This is a genomic window from Cellulosimicrobium cellulans (assembly GCF_042723955.1).
In the GTDB taxonomy this organism is placed as follows: domain Bacteria; phylum Actinomycetota; class Actinomycetes; order Actinomycetales; family Cellulomonadaceae; genus Cellulosimicrobium; species Cellulosimicrobium cellulans_H.
Genome location: NZ_JBHXIC010000089.1, coordinates 1 through 16,911, shown reverse-complemented (window position 1 = coordinate 16,911; position 16,911 = coordinate 1). Strand labels below are relative to the sequence as shown.

Sequence of the window (16,911 nt, the reverse complement as noted above, 5' to 3'; positions counted from 1 at the left end):
GTCCACGAGGAGGGGGCGTGCGCCGACGTAGGCGACCGGGTTGGCCGAGCCCACGAGACTTTGCTCGGAAGCGGCTACCGCGGCGTCCCGGGGGACGTCGGGGGGGGGGAGGGCGGGGGGCGGCGCGGCGGTGCCGAGCGCCCGCGGCGCTCTCGCCCTCCCCCTCGCGCGCCTGCCGGAGGGGGGCCCCGGCGCACCCCCCCCCCCCCCCCCCCCCCATGTCGTTCTCGACCGCGCGCAGGGTCGTGCTCGACGGCGCACGCGGCCCGGGCGGTCGGTTCGCCCTCAGCCGCGGCCCCGGCCCTGCATCGCGCGCAGGACGGCGTCGTGGACGTCGGTGTTGCGCTGCGCGCCCGCGAGCCGCTCGGCGCCCGGCCCCTGGGCGGTGATCGGCGTGGCCTCGCCCGTGTGGCCGCCCGTGGTCCAGTCGACCGTGAACTGCAGGTCCGACCCCGCGAGGTCGAACGGGCCGTCCTCGGTCGTGGCGCCCTCGCCGCTCTCGTCCTCCGGGTCGACGTTCTCGATCGCGAGCCCGCCCGTGGCGTGGTCGCCCACGACGAGCACGAGCGTGCCCCGGTTCTTCTTCGCGAAGTCGAGCGCGAGCGCGACGGTCTCGTCGAGCGCCTGCCCGGCCTGGATCGTGCGCGTCGCGTTGCTGCGGTGCGCGAACTCGTCCACCGCCTCCTCCTCGACGAGCAGGAAGAACCCGTCACGGTCGCGCGACAGCACGTCGAGCGCCTTGGCCGTCATGTCGACGAGCGGCACCTCCGGCTCGTACAGGTCGCCCTCGCCCTCGTTGCGCTGCTCGAACATCTCCTCGTTCGCGAACAGGCCGAGCAGCTTGCGCCCGCGTGCGTCCGCGAGACCTTCGGCGTCGCTCACGTACGTGTAGCCGAGGTCCTGCGCGCGCTCGACGAGGTTCCCCTCGGTCCCCTTGCTCTGCTCGGTCGGGTCCTTCGCGGGGTTGTCCTCCCACGCGCCCGGCTCGCCCGCCGGGAACCACCAGTCCTCGCCGCCGCCGAGCACGACGTCGGGCCGCGAGCTCTCGAGGAACTGGCGTGCGATCTCGCTCTGGTCGCCGCGGTCGGGCACGTGTGAGCCGAACGCCGCGGGGGTCGCGTCGGTGACCTGGGCCGTCGTGACCAGGCCGGTGGCCTTGCCCGCGCCCCGGGCCGCCTCGAGGAGCGTCGGGACCGGGTTGCCGTCGACGTCGACGCCGACGGCCCCGTTGTACGTGCGCACCCCGGACGCGAACGCGGTCGCGCCCGCGGCGGAGTCGGTGACCGCCTCCTCGGGGTCGGCCGAGTCGGTCGTCGTCCAGCCGGCGTGCTCGAGCGAGTCCATCGCGAGCTGCCCGTCCTTGCCGACCGTCGCGAGCCGGATCAGCTCGCGGTGCGACAGGCCGAGCCCGTCGCCCTGGATGAAGATGACGTTGCGCGCGCGGTCGTTCCCGTTCTCGTGGCCCTGGCCGTGACCCTGGCCGTCGCCGCGCTCGCTCCCGCCGAACGGCAGGAGCATCACGAGCGCCGCGGCCGCCGCGACCCCCGTGGTGCCCGCCCGGAGCTGTCCTCGTCGTGACTGCATGAGCTTCCCCTTCCCACCGGCGTCTCTGCCGGTGCCGGCACGGCCGCGGAGGGGACGGTGTCGCCGTCGCGCGCGGGCCGCGCCCGACGGCGTCGGTGCCGCCGGATCGTCCCCACGCTAGGCACGCCCCGGGCACTGGCAAGCGGGGAGGAGGCGCGCCGCGCTCACCAGCGGTTGTGGACCTCCTCGGCCCAGCCGACGATCCCGTCGAACCGCACCGGCACGCTCGCGGCGGCGCCCGACGGGCCGCCGTCGGGCGGGGCGAACGTGCCCGACCAGGTCCCGAAGCACTGGTCGGTCGACGACGACACGACGCCCAGGTGCGTGCGCGTCACCTTGGTGTGGAATGGCTCGAACGTCGCGTCGAGACCGCTGCCGGTGACGCGCCACGGCCGGTCCGGGTCGGCGAGGTCGTAGTCCCACACGAGCTCGTCGGGCAGGTGGTGGATCCGGCCGTCCAGGTGGACGGCGTTCTCGGTCGAGCCGGTGCCGACGGTCCAGCGTCCGCCCACCTGGATCCCGACGACCCGCCCGTGGCTCGCGCCCGAGCCCGCGCCCCAGTTCCACCGCACGTCGTACGGCCAGCGCCCGCGGCCGTGGTCGAGCACCGCCCACGACGACCCGGCGGGCACGTCGACCGTCCGGCCGTCGACCCACAGCGTCCCGTGCGCCGGGCGCGCGACGTCCTTGACCGTGTACTGGAACCGGGTGTCGCTCCAGGGCACGACGACGGCGAGCCGCTCGTGCCCGGGCGGCAGCTCGGCGACCACGTCGAACGAGACGTCGCGCGTCCGCGCGCGCAGGTGCGTCCCGCCGTCGACCTCGTCGAGGTCGATCGCGAGATTCTTCGCCCGGGCGCGGGTCGGTCCGTCCCCGAGCGACCCGGGCAGCTCGACGCCGCGCGCGGGCACCACGGTCGCGTCCGCACCCCACGTGCGGCCCGACACCCGGTCCAGGACCCACACCTCGTGCACCGCCGCGTAGTCGAGCGAGGACACCGTCAGGGCGAGGACGTGGGTCGGCGTGACGACGCCCCAGTACTCCCAACGCTTGTTCCGGCCCGTGTGGCGCCGGCCGTCACGTCCCACTCCGGACGTGTCGACGAGCGGCTGCCGCGCCCAGCCGACCGACCGGCGGTCGAGGCTCCCGTCGGGCAGGGTGAGCGCGACGCGCTCGGTGATCTCCGGGAGCGGCACTGCTCCACCTCCACGTGGTCCGGCTCGGGCGGCGCTGCGCGGCGGGCGACGGTGCCCGGTGCCCGGCCCGAGGAGCGAGCGAGCCGAGTCTAGGGGCCGCGGGAAGCCGTCCGGACGAGGTGACACTCTGTCCCGTCAATGTCACGTCCGCCCGGTCCGTTTCCCGGCAGGCGGGCCCGGGAGCAGGTGCCATGATCGGGAGCATGCCCCCGTTCTCCCCCCAGGACGTCGCTGCCGACACGGGCCGGGCCGCTGCGCCCGTCGTGCCCGCCGCCGCCCCCGCGAGCGCCGTCGACCCCGGTCCCACCCCTGACCTGCGCCCCTACGACGCGCTGCTGCTCTACTCGTTCGGCGGGCCCAACAAGCCCGAGGACGTCGTGCCGTTCCTGCGCAACGTCACCGCGGGCAAGGGCATCCCCGACGCGCGCCTCGAGGAGGTCGGCGAGCACTACTACGGCTTCGGCGGCAAGAGCCCCATCAACGAGCAGAACCTCGCGCTCAAGGCCGCGATCGAGGCCGAGCTCGCGCGCCGGGGCGTCGAGCTGCCCGTCGTGTGGGGCAACCGCAACTGGGAGCCGTACACGACCGACGCGATCGACGAGCTCGAGGCGATGGGCGCGCAGAACGCGGTCGCGCTCGTGACGTCGGCGTACTCGTCGTACTCCGGCTGCCGCCAGTACCGCGAGGACCTCGCGGTCGTGCTCGACGGGCGCGGCCAGCTCGGTCCCGACGGCTCCACGGGCGTGCAGTTCGACAAGGTGCGCTCCTACTTCAACCACCCGGGCTTCGCGCAGGCGAACGTCGACGCCGTCCTCGACGGCTTCGCCGCGCTCGCGGAGAAGGGCGGCGACGGCGCGGCCGCGCGGCTCGTCTTCGTCACGCACTCCATCCCGGACACCATGGAGGCGGCGTCGCGCGTCTCGCACGCGACGTACTCGGAGCAGCACCTCGACCTCGCGCGCGTGATCGTCGCCGAGGTGTCGGCGCGCCTCGGGCACGAGGTCGCGTGGGACCTCGCGTACTGCTCGCGGTCCGGCCCGCCGAGCCAGCCGTGGCTCGAGCCCGACGTCAACGACCACCTCGAGGAGATTGCGAAGGACGGCGTCCGCGACGTCGTGCTCTCGCCGATCGGGTTCGTCTCCGACCACATGGAGGTCGCGTACGACCTCGACACCGAGGCGATGGAGACCGCGACGGGGCTCGGGATGACCGCGGTCCGCGCGGGCACCGTGAGCACGCGCGAGCCGTTCGTCCGCGGTCTCGTGGACCTGCTCGTCGAGCGCGCGGCGCTCGCGCGGGGCGAGGCCGTCGCCGAGGCGACCGTCGGCAGCCTGCCCGCCTTCCGTTCGGTGTGCGCGCCCGGCTGCTGCCTGCGTCGCGACGGGGAGCCGAGCGGCGTCCCCGCGCTGTGCAGCACGGACGTCCACGGCTGAGCTCGCCGCCGAAGAACCCGCACAGACCAGGAGGAACCCCGATGAACGACGCCGCGCGCGTCCCCGCGGACCACGAGCAGATCAACACCACCATCCGCTACGCGATGTGGTCCGTCTTCGCGACGGCGGCGCCCCTGCCCGCCGACGCCGACGAGCGGGCGGCCCTCGTGAGCGACGCGCTGAGCGCCGTCGGGGGCGGGGACGACCCGGCCGCGACGGACGGCGACCTCGTCGTGCGCGGCTGGTACGACGTCGCGGGCCTGCGCTCGGACGCCGACCTCATGGTGTGGTGGCACGGCCCGACGATCGAGTCGGTGCAGGGCGCCTACCAGCGCCTGCGCGCGAGCGGCTTCGGCGCGCACCTGGAGCCCGTGTGGTCGAACGCGGCGCTGCACCGTCCCGCCGAGTTCAACCGGGGCCACGTGCCGGCGTTCCTCGCGGGCGAGGCGCCGCGCGACTACCTGTCCGTCTACCCGTTCGTGCGGTCGTACGACTGGTACCTGCTGCCCGACGCCGAGCGCCGCACCATGCTGCGCGACCACGGCCTCGCGGCGAAGGACTACCCGGACGTGCGGGCCAACACGGTCGCGTCGTTCGCGCTCGGCGACTACGAGTGGATCCTCGCGTTCGAGGCCGACGAGCTGCACCGGATCGTCGACCTCATGCGCGAGCTGCGCGCGACCGAGGCGCGCCGCCACGTGCGCGAGGAGGTCCCGTTCTTCACGGGCCCGCGCACGACGCTCACCGCCTGGGCGGACCGCCAGCCCCTGGCCTGACCGAGCACCGCGCCGAGAACGACTCTGGTGTCGTCATCCGACGGACAACGACACCAGAGTCGTTCTCGGCGGGGAGCAGAGTCGTTCTCGGTAGTGCGGCCCAGATGCTCAGCATGCTGAGTGATGTCACGCTGGAGGCATGACCACAGCAGCCGTCCCGGCGGGCGCCGTCCCCGCGCCCGCGCCCTCCGACCGTGTCCGCCAGGTCGTGGTCCTCGTCGGCTCGCTCGTCGCCGCCGGCGCCGCGGCGTACGGGGCGGGCGCGTTCGGCGGCACCGCCGTCGAGCAGACCGCCGGGGGTGCGCTGTCCTCGACCGCGACTCCCGTGGCGCCCGACAACCCGGCGTTCCGCATCTGGTCGGTGATCTACCTCGGCCTCTTCGCGTTCGCCGTCTACCAGGTGCTGCCGCGGAACGCGACGAGCCCGCGCCTGCGCGCGACCGCGTGGTGGGTCCTCGTCTCCATGGTCCTCAACGCCGCGTGGATCGGCGTGGTGCAGGCGGGATGGATCCCGCTGAGCGTCGTCGTCATCGCAGCGCTGCTCGCCGTCAACGCGGTGGTCGTCGTGCGGCTGGTACGCCGGCGGCCCGAGTCGACCGCGCAGGCCGTGGTGCTCGACGGGACCATGGGCCTCTACACCGGCTGGGTGAGCGTCGCGACGCTCGCGAACGTCGCCGCGGCGCTCACCGACGCCGGCGTCGGTGAGCTCGGCCTCGGCGCGACGGGCTGGTCGGTCGTGCTCGTCGTGCTCGCCGCGGTGCTGTCCGTCGCGTGGGCGGCGTTCGCCGCCGGGCGTCGCGCGGTCGCCCTCGGCATCGGCCTCGCCATGTCCTGGGGCCTCGCGTGGATCGCCGTCGGGCGGTTCCAGGGCGAGCTCGTGGACACCACCGTGGCGTGGGCGGCCGTCGGCGCGTCCGCGGTCGCACTCGTCGCGGCGGTCGTCGCCGCGACCCGCCCGGCGCGCGCCTGATCACCCGCCGAGCACGCGGTCCGCGACCGGGTCGAGCCCAGGACGGCCGCAGACCCCGTGCTCGGCGGGCCGCCCCGCAGGTCAGGGGTAGAGGCCGCGGATCTGGTGCGCCTCGGCGACGCGCTGCACGCCGATGACGAGCGCGGCGTCGCGCAGGCTGAGCTCCTCGCGGCGCGCGAGGCCCGCGACCTCCTCGTACGCGTGCAGCATGCGGTGCTCGAGCTTGTCGCCGATCTCCTCCGCGGTCCACCAGTACGCCTGGTTCGCCTGGACCCACTCGAAGTAGGAGACGACGACGCCGCCCGCGTTCGCGAGCACGTCCGGCACGACCGTCACGCCGTTCTTGGCGAGCACCCGGTCGCCCTCGGCCGTCGTCGGGCCGTTGGCGCCCTCGACGACCCAGCGCGCGCGCACGGTGCGGGCGGTGTCGCCGTCGAGCACGCCCTCGACCGCCGCGGGGACCAGCACGTCGACGTCGAGCGCGAGCAGCGCGTCGTTGTCGACCGGGTCGGCGCGGTCGCAGCCCACCACGCTGCCGGTCGCGGCGACGTGCTCGAACAGCGCGCGCACGTCCAGCCCGTCCGGGTCGTGCACGCCGCCGTACTGGTCGGAGACCGCGACCACGCGCGCCCCGCGCGCCGCGAACAGCGCCGCCGCGTGCGAGCCGACCTTGCCGAAGCCCTGGATCGCGACGCATACGTCGGACAGGGCCACCCCCGCCTCGTCGAGCGCCGCGGCGGTGACGTGCACGACGCCCGCGCTGGTCGCCGTCGTGCGCCCGAGCGACCCGCCCACGGTGATCGGCTTGCCCGTCACGACGGCTGGGATCGTGTACCCCTGGTTGACCGAGTAGGTGTCCATGACCCACGCCATGGTCTGCTCGCTCGTCCCCATGTCGGGCGCCATGATGTCCCGCTCCGGGCCGATCACCGGCATGATCTCCGACGTGTAGCGGCGCGTGACACGCTCGAGCTCGGCCTCGGAGTAGCAGCGCGGGTCGATCGCGACCCCGCCCTTCGCCCCGCCGTACGGCAGGTCCACGAGGGCGCACTTCCACGTCATCCACATGGCGAGCGCGCGGACCTCGTCGATGTCGACGCTCGGGGAGTAGCGCAGGCCGCCCTTGCCGGGGCCGCGCGAGACGTTGTGCTGCACGCGGTAGCCGTGGAAGAGGACGGTGCGGCCGTCGTCGCGCCGCAGCGGCACGGCCACGTTGACCTCGCGTCGCGGCGTCGCGAGCATCTCGTGCAGGCCGTCGTCGTAGCCGAGGAACTCGACCGCCCCGGCGAGCTGCGCGTGCGCGGTGTCGAGGGCGGACGCCGGTGCGGTCGCGGCGTCGGGTCGAGAGGTCGTACGGGGAGCGGGGTCGTTCGGGATGGGGTCGCCGCCGGTGAGGGTGGGCGGCACGGACGTCGTCGTCACGGTTCCTCCGGTTCGAGGTTCTCCTCGGTGCCGCGGGGGTGTGCGGCACCGAGGGTCACGCTACCCCCGGCGCGCGCGCTCGCCGCTCACGCGCCCCTGCCGTGCCCCAGGGCGTCGACGGCCGCGAGCTCGTCCGCCGAGAGGGAGAAGCCGGTCACCGCGAAGTTCGCCTCGATGCGCGCCGGGGTCACGGACTTCGGGATGACGACGAACCCGTGGTCGAGGTGCCAGCGCAGCACGACCTGCGTGGGCGTGACGCCGTGCGCGGCGGCGACCTCGGCGAGCACGGGCGCGTCGAGGTCGGTGCGCTTGAACGGGCTGTACCCCTCGAGCACGATGCCGCGCTGCGCGAGCTCGTGCGCGAGGCGGTGGTCGTAGTCGGCGGGGCTCCACGGGATCTGGTCGACGGCGGGCGTCTCGCCGACCTGGTCGGAGAGGACGTCGACCTGCTCGACCGAGTAGTTGCTCACCCCGATCGAGAGCACCTTGCCCTCGTCCCGGAGCTCGACGAAGCGCTCCCAGACCCAGGGCGACGCCTCGCCTGCCGGCGGCCAGTGGATGAGCCACAGGTCCACGTGGTCCGTGCCGAGGTCGCGCAGCGACGCCTCGAGCGTCTCGCGCTCGCGGCCCGCGGCGTCCGGCGGGAGCTTGGTCGTGACGAACACGTCGGCGCGGTCGACGGACGACTCGGCGAGCGCGCGCCCGACCTGCGCCTCGTTGCCGTAGCCCGTCGCGGTGTCGACGTGCCGGTAGCCCACGTCGAGCGCGTGACGTACGGCGCGGTACGCGTCGTCGCCCTCGGACTGCCACGTCCCGAGGCCGAGCAGCGGCATGGCGCCGCCGGGCAGGTCGACGGTCGGGACGGCGCCGGGCGAGGTGCCGGGGGAGGAGTCTGCGGAGGTCATGCCGTCAGTCTCCGTGCCCGACGCCGTCGCTCGCCACCGCGCGCGTCGCGCCCCGCCCGGTGCCGAGCCCGGCGACAACCCCGAGCTCGGCGCGTGACGCGACCACGACCCCGGGTTCGGCGGCGGCCGGAGGCGACGCGCGGTCAGCGGCGCGTACGACGGCGGTACTGGGCCGGGGTCTCGCCCGCGAGGCGCGCGAACGTGCGCGTGAACGACGGCTGGTCGTAGAAGCCGCTCTCCGCCGCGACCTCGCCGATCGGCACCGAGGACCCCGCGAGCAGCCGCGTGGCGTGGTCCATGCGGGTGCGCAGCACGAGCTGGCGCGGCGTCACGCCGTACACGCGCCGCACGCGCCGGTCGAGCACCGCGGGCGTGGAGCCCGCCGCCTCGGCGAGCCGCGCCGTCGTCCAGCGCGCCCCGAGGTCCGCCTCGACCGCCGCGACGAGCGCCGCGAGGGAGTCCATCGTCGCGTCGTCGGCCGCGCCCGCGCGCAGGTCGTGCGAGACGGACACGATCCCGACCAGGCGGCCCGCGTCGTCGTGCACGGGGAGCTTGGACGTGAGGAACCAGCCCGACGTGCCGCCGAGCCGCCGGATGCGCTCGAGCTCGCCGCGCAGCGCGCGCCCGCGCAGCACCTCGGCGTCCTGCTGCTCGTAGCGCTCCGCGAGCTGCGGGACGAACAGGTCGCGCGCGCGTCGGCCCAGCACCGCGCGGCGCGAGCGCTCGGTCGTCCGCGCGACGAATACCGGGTTGACCGCGACGTACCGGCCCGTGACGTCCTTGGCGCAGAACATCGTGTCCGGCAGCTCGTCCATGAGCGCAACCATGGCGGGGCTGAGCGCTCGGAGGAGCGGGTCCGCCGCGGGCGGCGAGGTCTCGGCGTTGTCGCGGTCGGGTGTCATGTCGCCCCGGATCGTACAAGACGAGTCACCGCGACCCGAGGCACCCTGGAGGGATGAGCAACGACGCGCCCGCCCGGCCGCTCCCCACCCCCGGAGCCGTCGGCGACACGAGCCTCACCTCCCCGGACGACCTCGTCGAGGAGGCCGTCGCGCTGGCCCGGCGCTGGCTCGCCGCCAGCGAAGGAGCGGGCGACGCCCGCGCCCGCAAGACCGCCGAGCGGCTCGGTGCGCTCGTCTCCGACCCCGCGGGCCTCGAGCTCGCGGTCCGGTTCGTCGACGACGTCGCGCGCCCCCAGGACGTGCACGTCGCCGCGCGGGCGCTCGGCCGCCTCGGCGAGCTCGCGGGCAGCGCGGGGTCGTTCCTCGGGCCGGTCGACCGGTCGCTCCTGCGCGTCGGGGCGGGCGTCGCACCGGTGCTGCCGCGCGTCGTCGTGCCGGCCGCGCGCGTGCGCCTGCGCCAGCTCGTGGGCCACCTCGTGGCCGACGCCGGCCGCGGCCTCGGCCCGCACCTCGCCCGGACCCGTGCGGAGGGCTACGCGCTCAACGTCAACCTCCTCGGCGAGGCCGTGCTCGGCGAGGCGGAGGCGGACGCGCGGCTCGAGCGCACGCTCGCGCTCGTGCGGCGGCCCGACGTCGACTACGTGTCGGTCAAGGTGTCGTCCGTCGCGTCGCAGCTCGTCACGTGGGACCTCGACGGGTCGTGCGCGCGCGTCGTCGAACGGCTGCTGCCGCTGTACCGGGCGGCGCGCGACCACGGCGTCTTCCTCAACCTCGACATGGAGGAGTACAAGGACCTCGCGCTGACGACCGCGGTCTTCCGCGAGATCCTCGCGCACGACGACCTGCACGACCTCGAGGCCGGGATCGTGCTCCAGGCCTACCTGCCCGACGCGCTCGGCGCGCTCGACGGGCTCACCCGGTTCGCGACCGAGCGCGTCGCCGCCGGGGGAGCGCCGGTCAAGGTCCGCCTCGTCAAGGGCGCGAACCTCGCGATGGAGGCGGTCGAGGCCGAGCTGCACGGCTGGCCGCAGGCGCCGTACCCGACCAAGCCCGACGTCGACGCGAACTACGTCCGCCTGCTCGACCACGCGCTGCGCGAGCCCCGCACCGACGCCGTCCGCATCGGCGTCGCGAGCCACAACCTCTTCCACGTCGCGCTCGCCGTGCTGCTCGGCCGCACCCGCGGCGTGAGCCACGCGCTCGACGTCGAGATGCTCCAGGGCATGGCCCCCGGTGAGGCGCGCGCCGTGCGCGACGAGGTCGCGGCCGACCGCGTGGAGACCGGCCCGCACGCGGGGCGCGGCGGGCGCGTCGTGCTGTACACGCCCGTCGTGCGCGACGAGGACTTCGACGTCGCGATCTCCTACCTCGTGCGCCGCCTCGAGGAGAACGCCGCCGAGCAGAACTTCCTGCACGCCATGTTCGCGCCCGACGGGTCGCCCGCGGGCAGCCCGATGGGTCGCCAGGAGGCGGCGTTCCGCGCGTCCGTGCGCCACGGGGTGCACTACACGGAGGCCGACGTCGCACCGCGCCGCCGCCCCCGCGCGGGGGCCCCGACCGCCGTCGGGCCGCACCAGCCCGCCGAACCCGGGGTTGTCGGCCACGATGGCGCCGAGCCCGCCCGTGATCCTGGGTTCGGCGGGTTCGTCAACGCCGCCGACACCGACCCCGCCGTCGCCGCGTCGCGCGACTGGGCGCGGCATGTGACAGGCCCCGGGTCCGGGTTCGTGGCCGTGCGCGCGCCCGAGCTCACCTCCACCGCCCAGGTGGACGACGCCGTCGCGATCGCCGTGCGCGCGACCGGGGCCTGGTCGCGGGTCGCCCCGACCGCCCGCGCCGCCGCCCTGCGTGCGGTCGCCCGGCGCCTGGAGGAAGCGCGCACCGACCTCGTCGCCGCGATGGTGCACGAGCCCGGCAAGACCGTCGCCGAGGCCGACCCCGAGGTGAGCGAGGCCGTCGACTTCGCGCGCTACTACGCGCGGTCGGCCGAGGATCTCGAGCGCGTCCCGGGCGCCCGGTTCACGCCCGACGGCGTCACGCTCGTCACGCCGCCGTGGAACTTCCCCGTCGCGATCCCCGTCGGCGGGGTCCTCGCGGCGCTCGCGGCCGGCTCTGCCGTGCTCGCCAAGCCCGCTCCGCCGACGCCGCGCTGCCTCGAGGTGGCGGTCGAGGCGATCCACGCGGGCCTGCGCGACGCGGTCGCCGCCGCGCCGGGGGACTTCGCGGGGCTGGACGCGGGCTCGGTCACCGAGGTCGTCCAGTACGTCCGCGTGCCCGACGACGAGCTCGGCACGCGCCTCGTCACGCACGACGACGTCGCGCGCGTCGTGCTCACGGGCTCGATCGAGACCGCGCAGCTCTTCGCGCGGTGGAAGCCGTCGCGCCCGGTGCTCGCCGAGACGTCGGGCAAGAACGCGCTCGTCATCACGCCGTCGGCCGACCTCGACCTCGCGGTCGCCGACCTCGTGCGCTCGGCGTTCGGGCACGCGGGGCAGAAGTGCTCGGCCGCGTCGCTCGCGATCCTCGTCGGCTCCGCGGGCGACCGGCGGACCGAGACGGGGCGCCGCGTGCGGCGCCAGCTCGTGGACGCGGTGCGCTCGCTCGCGGTCGGGCCTGCGACCGACGTCTCGACGACCATGGGACCGCTCACCGAGCCTGCGGGCGGGAAGCTCCTGCGCGCGCTGACGACCCTGGAGCCGGGGGAGTCGTGGCTCGTGCGTCCGCGCCTGCTGGACGGCGGGACGGAGCTCGAGGGCCGCCTCTGGACGCCCGGCCTCAAGGAGGGCGTCGCGCCCGGGTCGCCGTTCCACCTCACCGAGTACTTCGGTCCCGTCCTCGGGATCATGACGGCCGCGACGCTCGACGAGGCGATCGCGCTCCAGAACGCCGTCCCGTTCGGGCTCACCGGCGGCATCCACAGCCTCGACGACGCCGAGGTGGAGCGCTGGCTCGACGCCGTCCAGGTGGGCAACGCCTACGTGAACCGGCACATCACCGGCGCGGTCGTGCAGCGACAGTCGTTCGGCGGCTGGAAGCAGTCGGCCGTCGGGCCGGGCGCCAAGGCGGGCGGCCCGAGCTACGTCGCGCAGCTCGGCCGCTGGGCCGACGCGACGGGCGAGGGCGTCGACGAGGGCGCGGGGACGTCGTCAGGCACCACGGCGCCCGGGCGAGCCGCGCCTGCCGACGCCGCACCGCCCGCGCGCGAGGCCGCGCCCGCGGCGTGGCTCGCGTGGGCGAAGGCCGACGACGCGCGCTGGTGGGAGCGGGAGTTCTCCGCGGACCACGACCTCTCGGGGCTGCACGTCGAGTCGAACGTGTTCCGCTACCGCCCGGTCGACGTGCTCACCGTTCGGGTCGGCGCGGGCGCGCTCCCGGTCGAGGTCGAGCGCGTGCTGCACGCCGCACGGACGGCCGGCGTGCCGGTGGTCGTCGTGCCGGCGTCCGGCGAGGCCGCGGTGAGCGACGACGACTTCGCGCGCCGCGTCGCGTCCGGCGCGGTCCGTGGACGCATCCGCGTCGTCGGGGCGGCGCCCGGCCTGCACGAGGCGGCGGCCGAGCGTGTCGGCGAGGTCACGGTCCTGGACCACCCCGTCGTCGCGAGCGGGCGCCGCGAGCTGCTCACCGTGCTCCACGAGCAGGCCGTGAGCCGGACCATGCACCGCTACGGCCACGTGAAGCGCTGATCGCCGAGGGGAACCCGTCGTCGCAACCGGGGTTCTCCCTCGGCGGACCAGGGTCTCATCGCGGCGGGGCGGGGGTGACGGCGACCGACGCCGCGTCGCGGAACGCGCGCAGGCGTTCGGCCTGCTCGGCGACGGCGTCCGTGAGGCGGGCGTCCCACGGGGCCCAGGGGTCGGTGAGGACGGTGAGCCGCCGGCCCGACGCGCGGGGGCGCCACGTCCCGACGACCTCGCCGTCGGCGAGCACGGCCCCGGGCCGGCCGAGGACGCGCCACAGGTCCTTGGCGCGTGCCGCATCGGGCACGAGCGTGGCGCGGTCGCGGAGCTGGAGGTACAGGTCGTACGGGCCCACGAGCCGGACGACGGGGGCGCCGGCGTGCGCGTCGCGGACGCGCGCCGCGGCTCCCGCGAGCTGCTCGACGTCGTCGGCCAGCGCCCAGCGGTCGACCGGACGCGCGCCCGGGTCCGCGCCGGCGACGTCGACGCGCACCGCGTCGTCGGGCCAGTGGGCCCGCACGTCCTTGACCGGCGCGTCGAGGAACCCCGCGACGTCCTGGACGCTCGCGGCGGGGAAGAAGCGCAGGTAGCCCCGCACGACGTCGAGGCGCGGCGTGGCCTCGCCGCCGAGCCGGCCGTAGAGCGACGGCTCGAGGCCCGGCACGCGCCGCAGCACCGGGGGCGAGGTGCCGGGCTCCAGCTCGAGCCCGGCCTGGAGCGCGGCGAGACGGAACGTCTGCTCGTAGCTGTGGGTCGCGCCGCAGGGGCGGCACCAGCGCAGGTGCGGCACGGGGAGGCGCTGCGTGAGCCGCGTCGAGAGGTCCCCCTTCACGGTCGGCTCGACGACGAGCTCGCGCTCGAGCCGCGCCTCGGTGCGCAGGGCGTCCAGGACGGCGGTCCCCGCCGCGCGCAGGGGCCGGCTCGCGTCGTAGACGCGCTTGGCGGCGTCGGCCTCGGAGAGCGGGGCGGTCGCGACGGCGACGTCGCCCAGGTCCGCGCGCCGGTAGACGTGCGGCGCGCCGCGGAGCGTCCAGGCGAGGGCGAGGTCTGGCGGGAGGCTGCCCGGCGCCACCGCCGGGGTGCCACGCACGGTGAGAGCCCACGCGGCGCCGTCGGGCCCGGTGTCCTGGACGCCCAGGTCGAGGACGGCGACGTGGGTGGGGGAGGCCGCCGCGTCGGGTGCGCGGTCGAGCTGCTGGGCGCGCCAGCGCGCGGTGAGCACGTCGGCGCGCGAGAGCGTGGTCGAGGGTGCCGAGGACGAGGTCACGACCTCAGGCTACGAGTGCCCGCCCACGCCGCCGCGGCGCCCAGGACAGGGCGCCACGGCGCCGGGATCGTCAGACCGAGTCGCGCTCGACGAGCTCGGGGGAGAGGACCTGCGACGCGATCTCGTCCCCGCGTCCGCCGACGAGGTCGAGCAGGAGGTCCGTCGCGCCACGGACCATCTCGACCATCGGGTTCTGGACTGTCGTGAGCGGCGGCACCGTCGAGGCGGCGGTCGCGAGGTTGTCGAACCCGACCACGGACACGTCGCGCGGCACGTCGCGCCCGTGCGCCGCCAGGACGCGCAGCGCGCCCTCGGCCATGAGGTCCGACGCGACGAACAGGCCGTCGACGTCGGGGTGTGCCGCGAGGATGCGCTCCATCGCGGCGGCGCCGCCCGCGACGGCGAAGTCGCCGATCTCGACCGCGTCGTCGGGCAGGCCCGCACCCTGGAGCACCTCGCGCCAGCCCGTGAGCCGGTCGACGCCGGCCGTCATGTCCTGCGGGCCGGCGATCGTCGCGATGCGACGGCGGCCCGCCTCGACGAGCCGGCGCGCCGCGAGGCGGCCGCCCTCGACGTTGTCGACGTCGACGTAGAGCAGGTCGGGCGTCGGGCGGAACGGGCGCCCGACGAACACCGCGGGCAGCCGGGCCGCGAGCAGCGCCTCCTCGAGCTCGTCGTCGCGGTGGTGCGACGCGACGATCGCGCCGTCGACGTGCCCGCTGCTCAGGTACCGCACGATGCGGCCCGGCTGCTCGTCGGGCCGCGCGAACAGCAGGACGAGCTGGAGGTCCGTGCCCCCGAGGGCGGCGCTGACGCCGCGCATCGTGCCCGCGAGGAACGGGTCGGTGAGGATGCGCTCGTCCGGCTCGGGGACCACGAGGGCGATCGAGTCGGTGCGGCGCGTCACGAGGGAGCGGGCGGCACGGTTGGGCGTGTAGCCGAGCTGGGCGACGGCGGCGTCGACCGCCGCCTGGGCCTCGGGCGACACGCGCAGGCCGCCGTTGATCGCGCGCGACGCGGTCGAGCGCGAGACACCCGCCGTCTGGGCCACCTCGTCCAGGGTCGGCGCGGAGCGCAGGCTGTTCATCAGGACAGTATCCCGCGCGCGCTCGCCCGACCGCACCGCACCGCTCACCGTGTCATCACTCCCCGGCGGCGGCGTCCGCGGCGGCCGCGCCGCGCGCCGGCACCGCGTTGTCGCGAGCGACCTGCGCGTACCAGGCGCCGCTCGCCTTGACCGTGCGCTCCTGCGTCTCGTAGTCGACGCGGACGATGCCGAACCGCTTGGTGTAGCCGAGCGCCCACTCGAAGTTGTCGAGGAGCGACCACGCGAAGTACCCGCGCACGTCCGCGCCCGCGTCGATCGCGTCGCGCGTCGCGCGGAGGTGCGCGTCGATGAACTCGAGCCGGTCCTGGTCGTCCACCGCGCCGTCCTCGCCCACCTGGTCGGGGTAGGCCGCGCCGTTCTCCGTGATGTACATCGCCACGCCGCGCGGGCCGGTGAAGTCCCGCTGGAGGCGCGTGAGCAGGCGCGTCAGCCCCTCGGGCTGCACCTCCCAGCCCATGTCCGTGCGGGGCAGCCCGCGCGAGCGGTCGTGCGCGTCGTCGGCGGCGGGGTACGGGGACGACGTCGTGCGCACCGGTGCCTCGTCCGCGGGCTCGTCCCGCACGCCCTCGGGCCGCGTCCCGCCCCCGGACGCGGCCGCGGGCAGCGGGTGCCCCGAGACGGCGCCGCCGTTGTAGTAGTTGACCCCGAGGGTGTCGATCGGCGTCGAGATGATCTCGAGGTCGCCGTCCTTGACGTGGTCCAGCAGCCCGTAGGGCGCGACGTCCTCGAGGACGTCCTCCGGGTACTCGCCGTGGAAGACCGGGTCGAGGAAGATCCGGTTGAACTGCCCGTCGATGCGGCGCGCGGCGTCGACGTCGGCCGGGTCCTGCGGGTCGACCGGGTCGGAGACGGTGAAGTTCAGCGTCAGACCGAGGTTCGCCTCCGGTGCGCGCTCGCGCAGCGCCTGGACCGCGAGGCCGTGGCCGAGCAGGAGGTGGTGCGCCGCAGCGAGACCGTCCTCGCGCGACTGGCGGCCGGGCGCGTGCACGCCCGCGGTGTAGCCGAGGAACGCCGAGCACCACGGCTCGTTGAGCGTCGTCCACACGCCCACGCGGTCGCCGAGCGCCTCGTGCATCGTCACGGCGTACTCGGCGAAGAGGTAGGCGGTGTCGCGCGACGTCCAGCCGCCCTTCTCCTCGAGCGCCTGGGGGAGGTCCCAGTGGTACAGCGTCAGCCACGGGAGGATGTCCGCGCCCAGGAGCTCGTCGACGAGGCGGTCGTAGAAGGCGATGCCCGCCGGGTTGGGCGCGCCGCCGTCGGGACGCACGCGCGCCCACGACGTCGAGAACCGGTACGTGCCGAGGTTGAGCTCGCGCATGAGCGCGACGTCCTCGCGGTACCGGTGGTAGTGGTCGCACGCGACCATGCCGTCGTCGCCGTTCACGACGGCGCCCGGGACGCGGGCGAACGCGTCCCACACCGAGTCCGTGCGGCCGTCGGTGTGCCCCGCGCCCTCGATCTGGAACGCGGCGGTCGCGGCGCCCCAGAGGAAGCCCGGGGGCATCTCGACGCGTCCGGTCGCGGTCGCCGGGTTCGGGAGGAGGGGCGCGGACGGGACGAAGCTGGTCATGAGTCGATTGTCCTTCGAGAGGTCGAGGAGTGGCGGGGCGGGGGGGGCGCGGGGGGCCCCCGGCGCCCCCGACGGCCCGCCGCGCGGGCGCACCCCCGCCG

General features: G+C 75.6%; 12 protein-coding genes. 4 read left to right on the top strand and 8 right to left on the bottom strand.

Translation table 11 applies throughout. From position 1 onward, the window contains the following. Window positions 1-285: 285 nt before the first annotated feature. Together ACFWH7_RS17940 and ACFWH7_RS17935 are read right to left on the bottom strand one after the other, a co-directional pair. Entirely contained in the window at window positions 286-1,584 is a 1,299-nt protein-coding gene (locus tag ACFWH7_RS17940; protein WP_378218499.1) for an alkaline phosphatase, read from the bottom strand. Window positions 1,585-1,748: 164 nt separating this feature from the next. Beyond that, a complete protein-coding gene (locus ACFWH7_RS17935) occupies window positions 1,749-2,780 on the bottom strand; it encodes a DUF2804 domain-containing protein (protein WP_378218497.1) in 1,032 nt (343 codons plus the stop codon). Window positions 2,781-2,983: 203 nt separating this feature from the next. On the opposite strand from ACFWH7_RS17935, the gene ACFWH7_RS17930 reads away from it, so the two are divergent. The 3 genes from ACFWH7_RS17930 to ACFWH7_RS17920 all read left to right on the top strand — a co-directional run bounded on the left by ACFWH7_RS17930 (window position 2,984) and on the right by ACFWH7_RS17920 (window position 5,959). Further along, a complete protein-coding gene (locus ACFWH7_RS17930) occupies window positions 2,984-4,213 on the top strand; it encodes a ferrochelatase (RefSeq protein ID WP_378218495.1) in 1,230 nt (409 codons plus the stop codon). 41 nt (window positions 4,214-4,254) lie between these two features. Further along, window positions 4,255-4,989 carry a hydrogen peroxide-dependent heme synthase gene (gene hemQ, locus ACFWH7_RS17925; RefSeq protein WP_378218492.1) on the top strand — a complete coding sequence of 245 codons (735 nt, stop codon included), beginning with the start codon at window positions 4,255-4,257 and terminating at the stop codon, window positions 4,987-4,989. 139 nt (window positions 4,990-5,128) lie between these two features. Continuing rightward, on the top strand, window positions 5,129-5,959 hold the full coding sequence (locus tag ACFWH7_RS17920; protein ID WP_378218490.1) for a tryptophan-rich sensory protein: 831 nt from the start codon (window positions 5,129-5,131) through the stop codon (window positions 5,957-5,959). 81 nt (window positions 5,960-6,040) lie between these two features. On the opposite strand, the gene ACFWH7_RS17915 is transcribed toward ACFWH7_RS17920, so the two are convergent. The 3 genes from ACFWH7_RS17915 to ACFWH7_RS17905 form a co-directional block, all read right to left on the bottom strand. Then, complete coding sequence (locus tag ACFWH7_RS17915) at window positions 6,041-7,336, bottom strand: Glu/Leu/Phe/Val family dehydrogenase (protein WP_378218501.1); 1,296 nt, start codon at window positions 7,334-7,336, stop codon at window positions 6,041-6,043. Window positions 7,337-7,467: 131 nt separating this feature from the next. Next, window positions 7,468-8,286, bottom strand: coding sequence for an aldo/keto reductase (locus ACFWH7_RS17910; RefSeq protein ID WP_378218488.1), 819 nt, complete (start codon window positions 8,284-8,286; stop codon window positions 7,468-7,470). Between the two features lie 143 nt (window positions 8,287-8,429). Continuing rightward, window positions 8,430-9,188 carry a helix-turn-helix transcriptional regulator gene (locus ACFWH7_RS17905; RefSeq protein WP_378218486.1) on the bottom strand — a complete coding sequence of 253 codons (759 nt, stop codon included), beginning with the start codon at window positions 9,186-9,188 and terminating at the stop codon, window positions 8,430-8,432. A gap of 53 nt (window positions 9,189-9,241) precedes the next feature. Between ACFWH7_RS17905 and ACFWH7_RS17900 the strand changes: the two genes are divergently transcribed. Further along, window positions 9,242-12,871: a proline dehydrogenase family protein gene (locus tag ACFWH7_RS17900; protein ID WP_378218484.1), complete on the top strand. Its 3,630-nt coding sequence runs from the start codon at window positions 9,242-9,244 to the stop codon at window positions 12,869-12,871. Window positions 12,872-12,926: 55 nt separating this feature from the next. Here ACFWH7_RS17900 and ACFWH7_RS17895 read toward each other — a convergent pair whose 3' ends face one another. From ACFWH7_RS17895 to ACFWH7_RS17885, 3 genes are all read right to left on the bottom strand, one after another. Further along, a complete protein-coding gene (locus ACFWH7_RS17895) occupies window positions 12,927-14,132 on the bottom strand; it encodes a DNA glycosylase AlkZ-like family protein (protein ID WP_378218482.1) in 1,206 nt (401 codons plus the stop codon). Between the two features lie 70 nt (window positions 14,133-14,202). Next, window positions 14,203-15,219: a LacI family DNA-binding transcriptional regulator gene (locus tag ACFWH7_RS17890; protein WP_141389217.1), complete on the bottom strand. Its 1,017-nt coding sequence runs from the start codon at window positions 15,217-15,219 to the stop codon at window positions 14,203-14,205. 55 nt (window positions 15,220-15,274) lie between these two features. Continuing rightward, window positions 15,275-16,810 (bottom strand): glycoside hydrolase family 1 protein, encoded by a 1,536-nt coding sequence (locus tag ACFWH7_RS17885; protein WP_378218480.1) that lies wholly within the window; start codon window positions 16,808-16,810, stop codon window positions 15,275-15,277. Between the last annotated feature and the right edge of the window lie 101 nt (window positions 16,811-16,911).

Excerpts from the sequence above, each read along its gene's own strand:
- ACFWH7_RS17930 (WP_378218495.1), top strand. The coding sequence starts at position 2,984 with ATGCCCCCGTTCTCCCCCCAGGACGTCGCTGCCGACACGGGCCGGGCC.
- ACFWH7_RS17885 (WP_378218480.1), bottom strand. The coding sequence starts at position 16,810 with ATGACCAGCTTCGTCCCGTCCGCGCCCCTCCTCCCGAACCCGGCGACC.
- ACFWH7_RS17890 (WP_141389217.1), bottom strand. The coding sequence starts at position 15,219 with ATGAACAGCCTGCGCTCCGCGCCGACCCTGGACGAGGTGGCCCAGACG.
- ACFWH7_RS17910 (WP_378218488.1), bottom strand. The coding sequence starts at position 8,286 with ATGACCTCCGCAGACTCCTCCCCCGGCACCTCGCCCGGCGCCGTCCCG.
- hemQ (WP_378218492.1), top strand. The coding sequence starts at position 4,255 with ATGAACGACGCCGCGCGCGTCCCCGCGGACCACGAGCAGATCAACACC.
- ACFWH7_RS17940 (WP_378218499.1), bottom strand. The coding sequence starts at position 1,584 with ATGCAGTCACGACGAGGACAGCTCCGGGCGGGCACCACGGGGGTCGCG.
- ACFWH7_RS17900 (WP_378218484.1), top strand. The coding sequence starts at position 9,242 with ATGAGCAACGACGCGCCCGCCCGGCCGCTCCCCACCCCCGGAGCCGTC.
- ACFWH7_RS17920 (WP_378218490.1), top strand. The coding sequence starts at position 5,129 with ATGACCACAGCAGCCGTCCCGGCGGGCGCCGTCCCCGCGCCCGCGCCC.
- ACFWH7_RS17905 (WP_378218486.1), bottom strand. The coding sequence starts at position 9,188 with ATGACACCCGACCGCGACAACGCCGAGACCTCGCCGCCCGCGGCGGAC.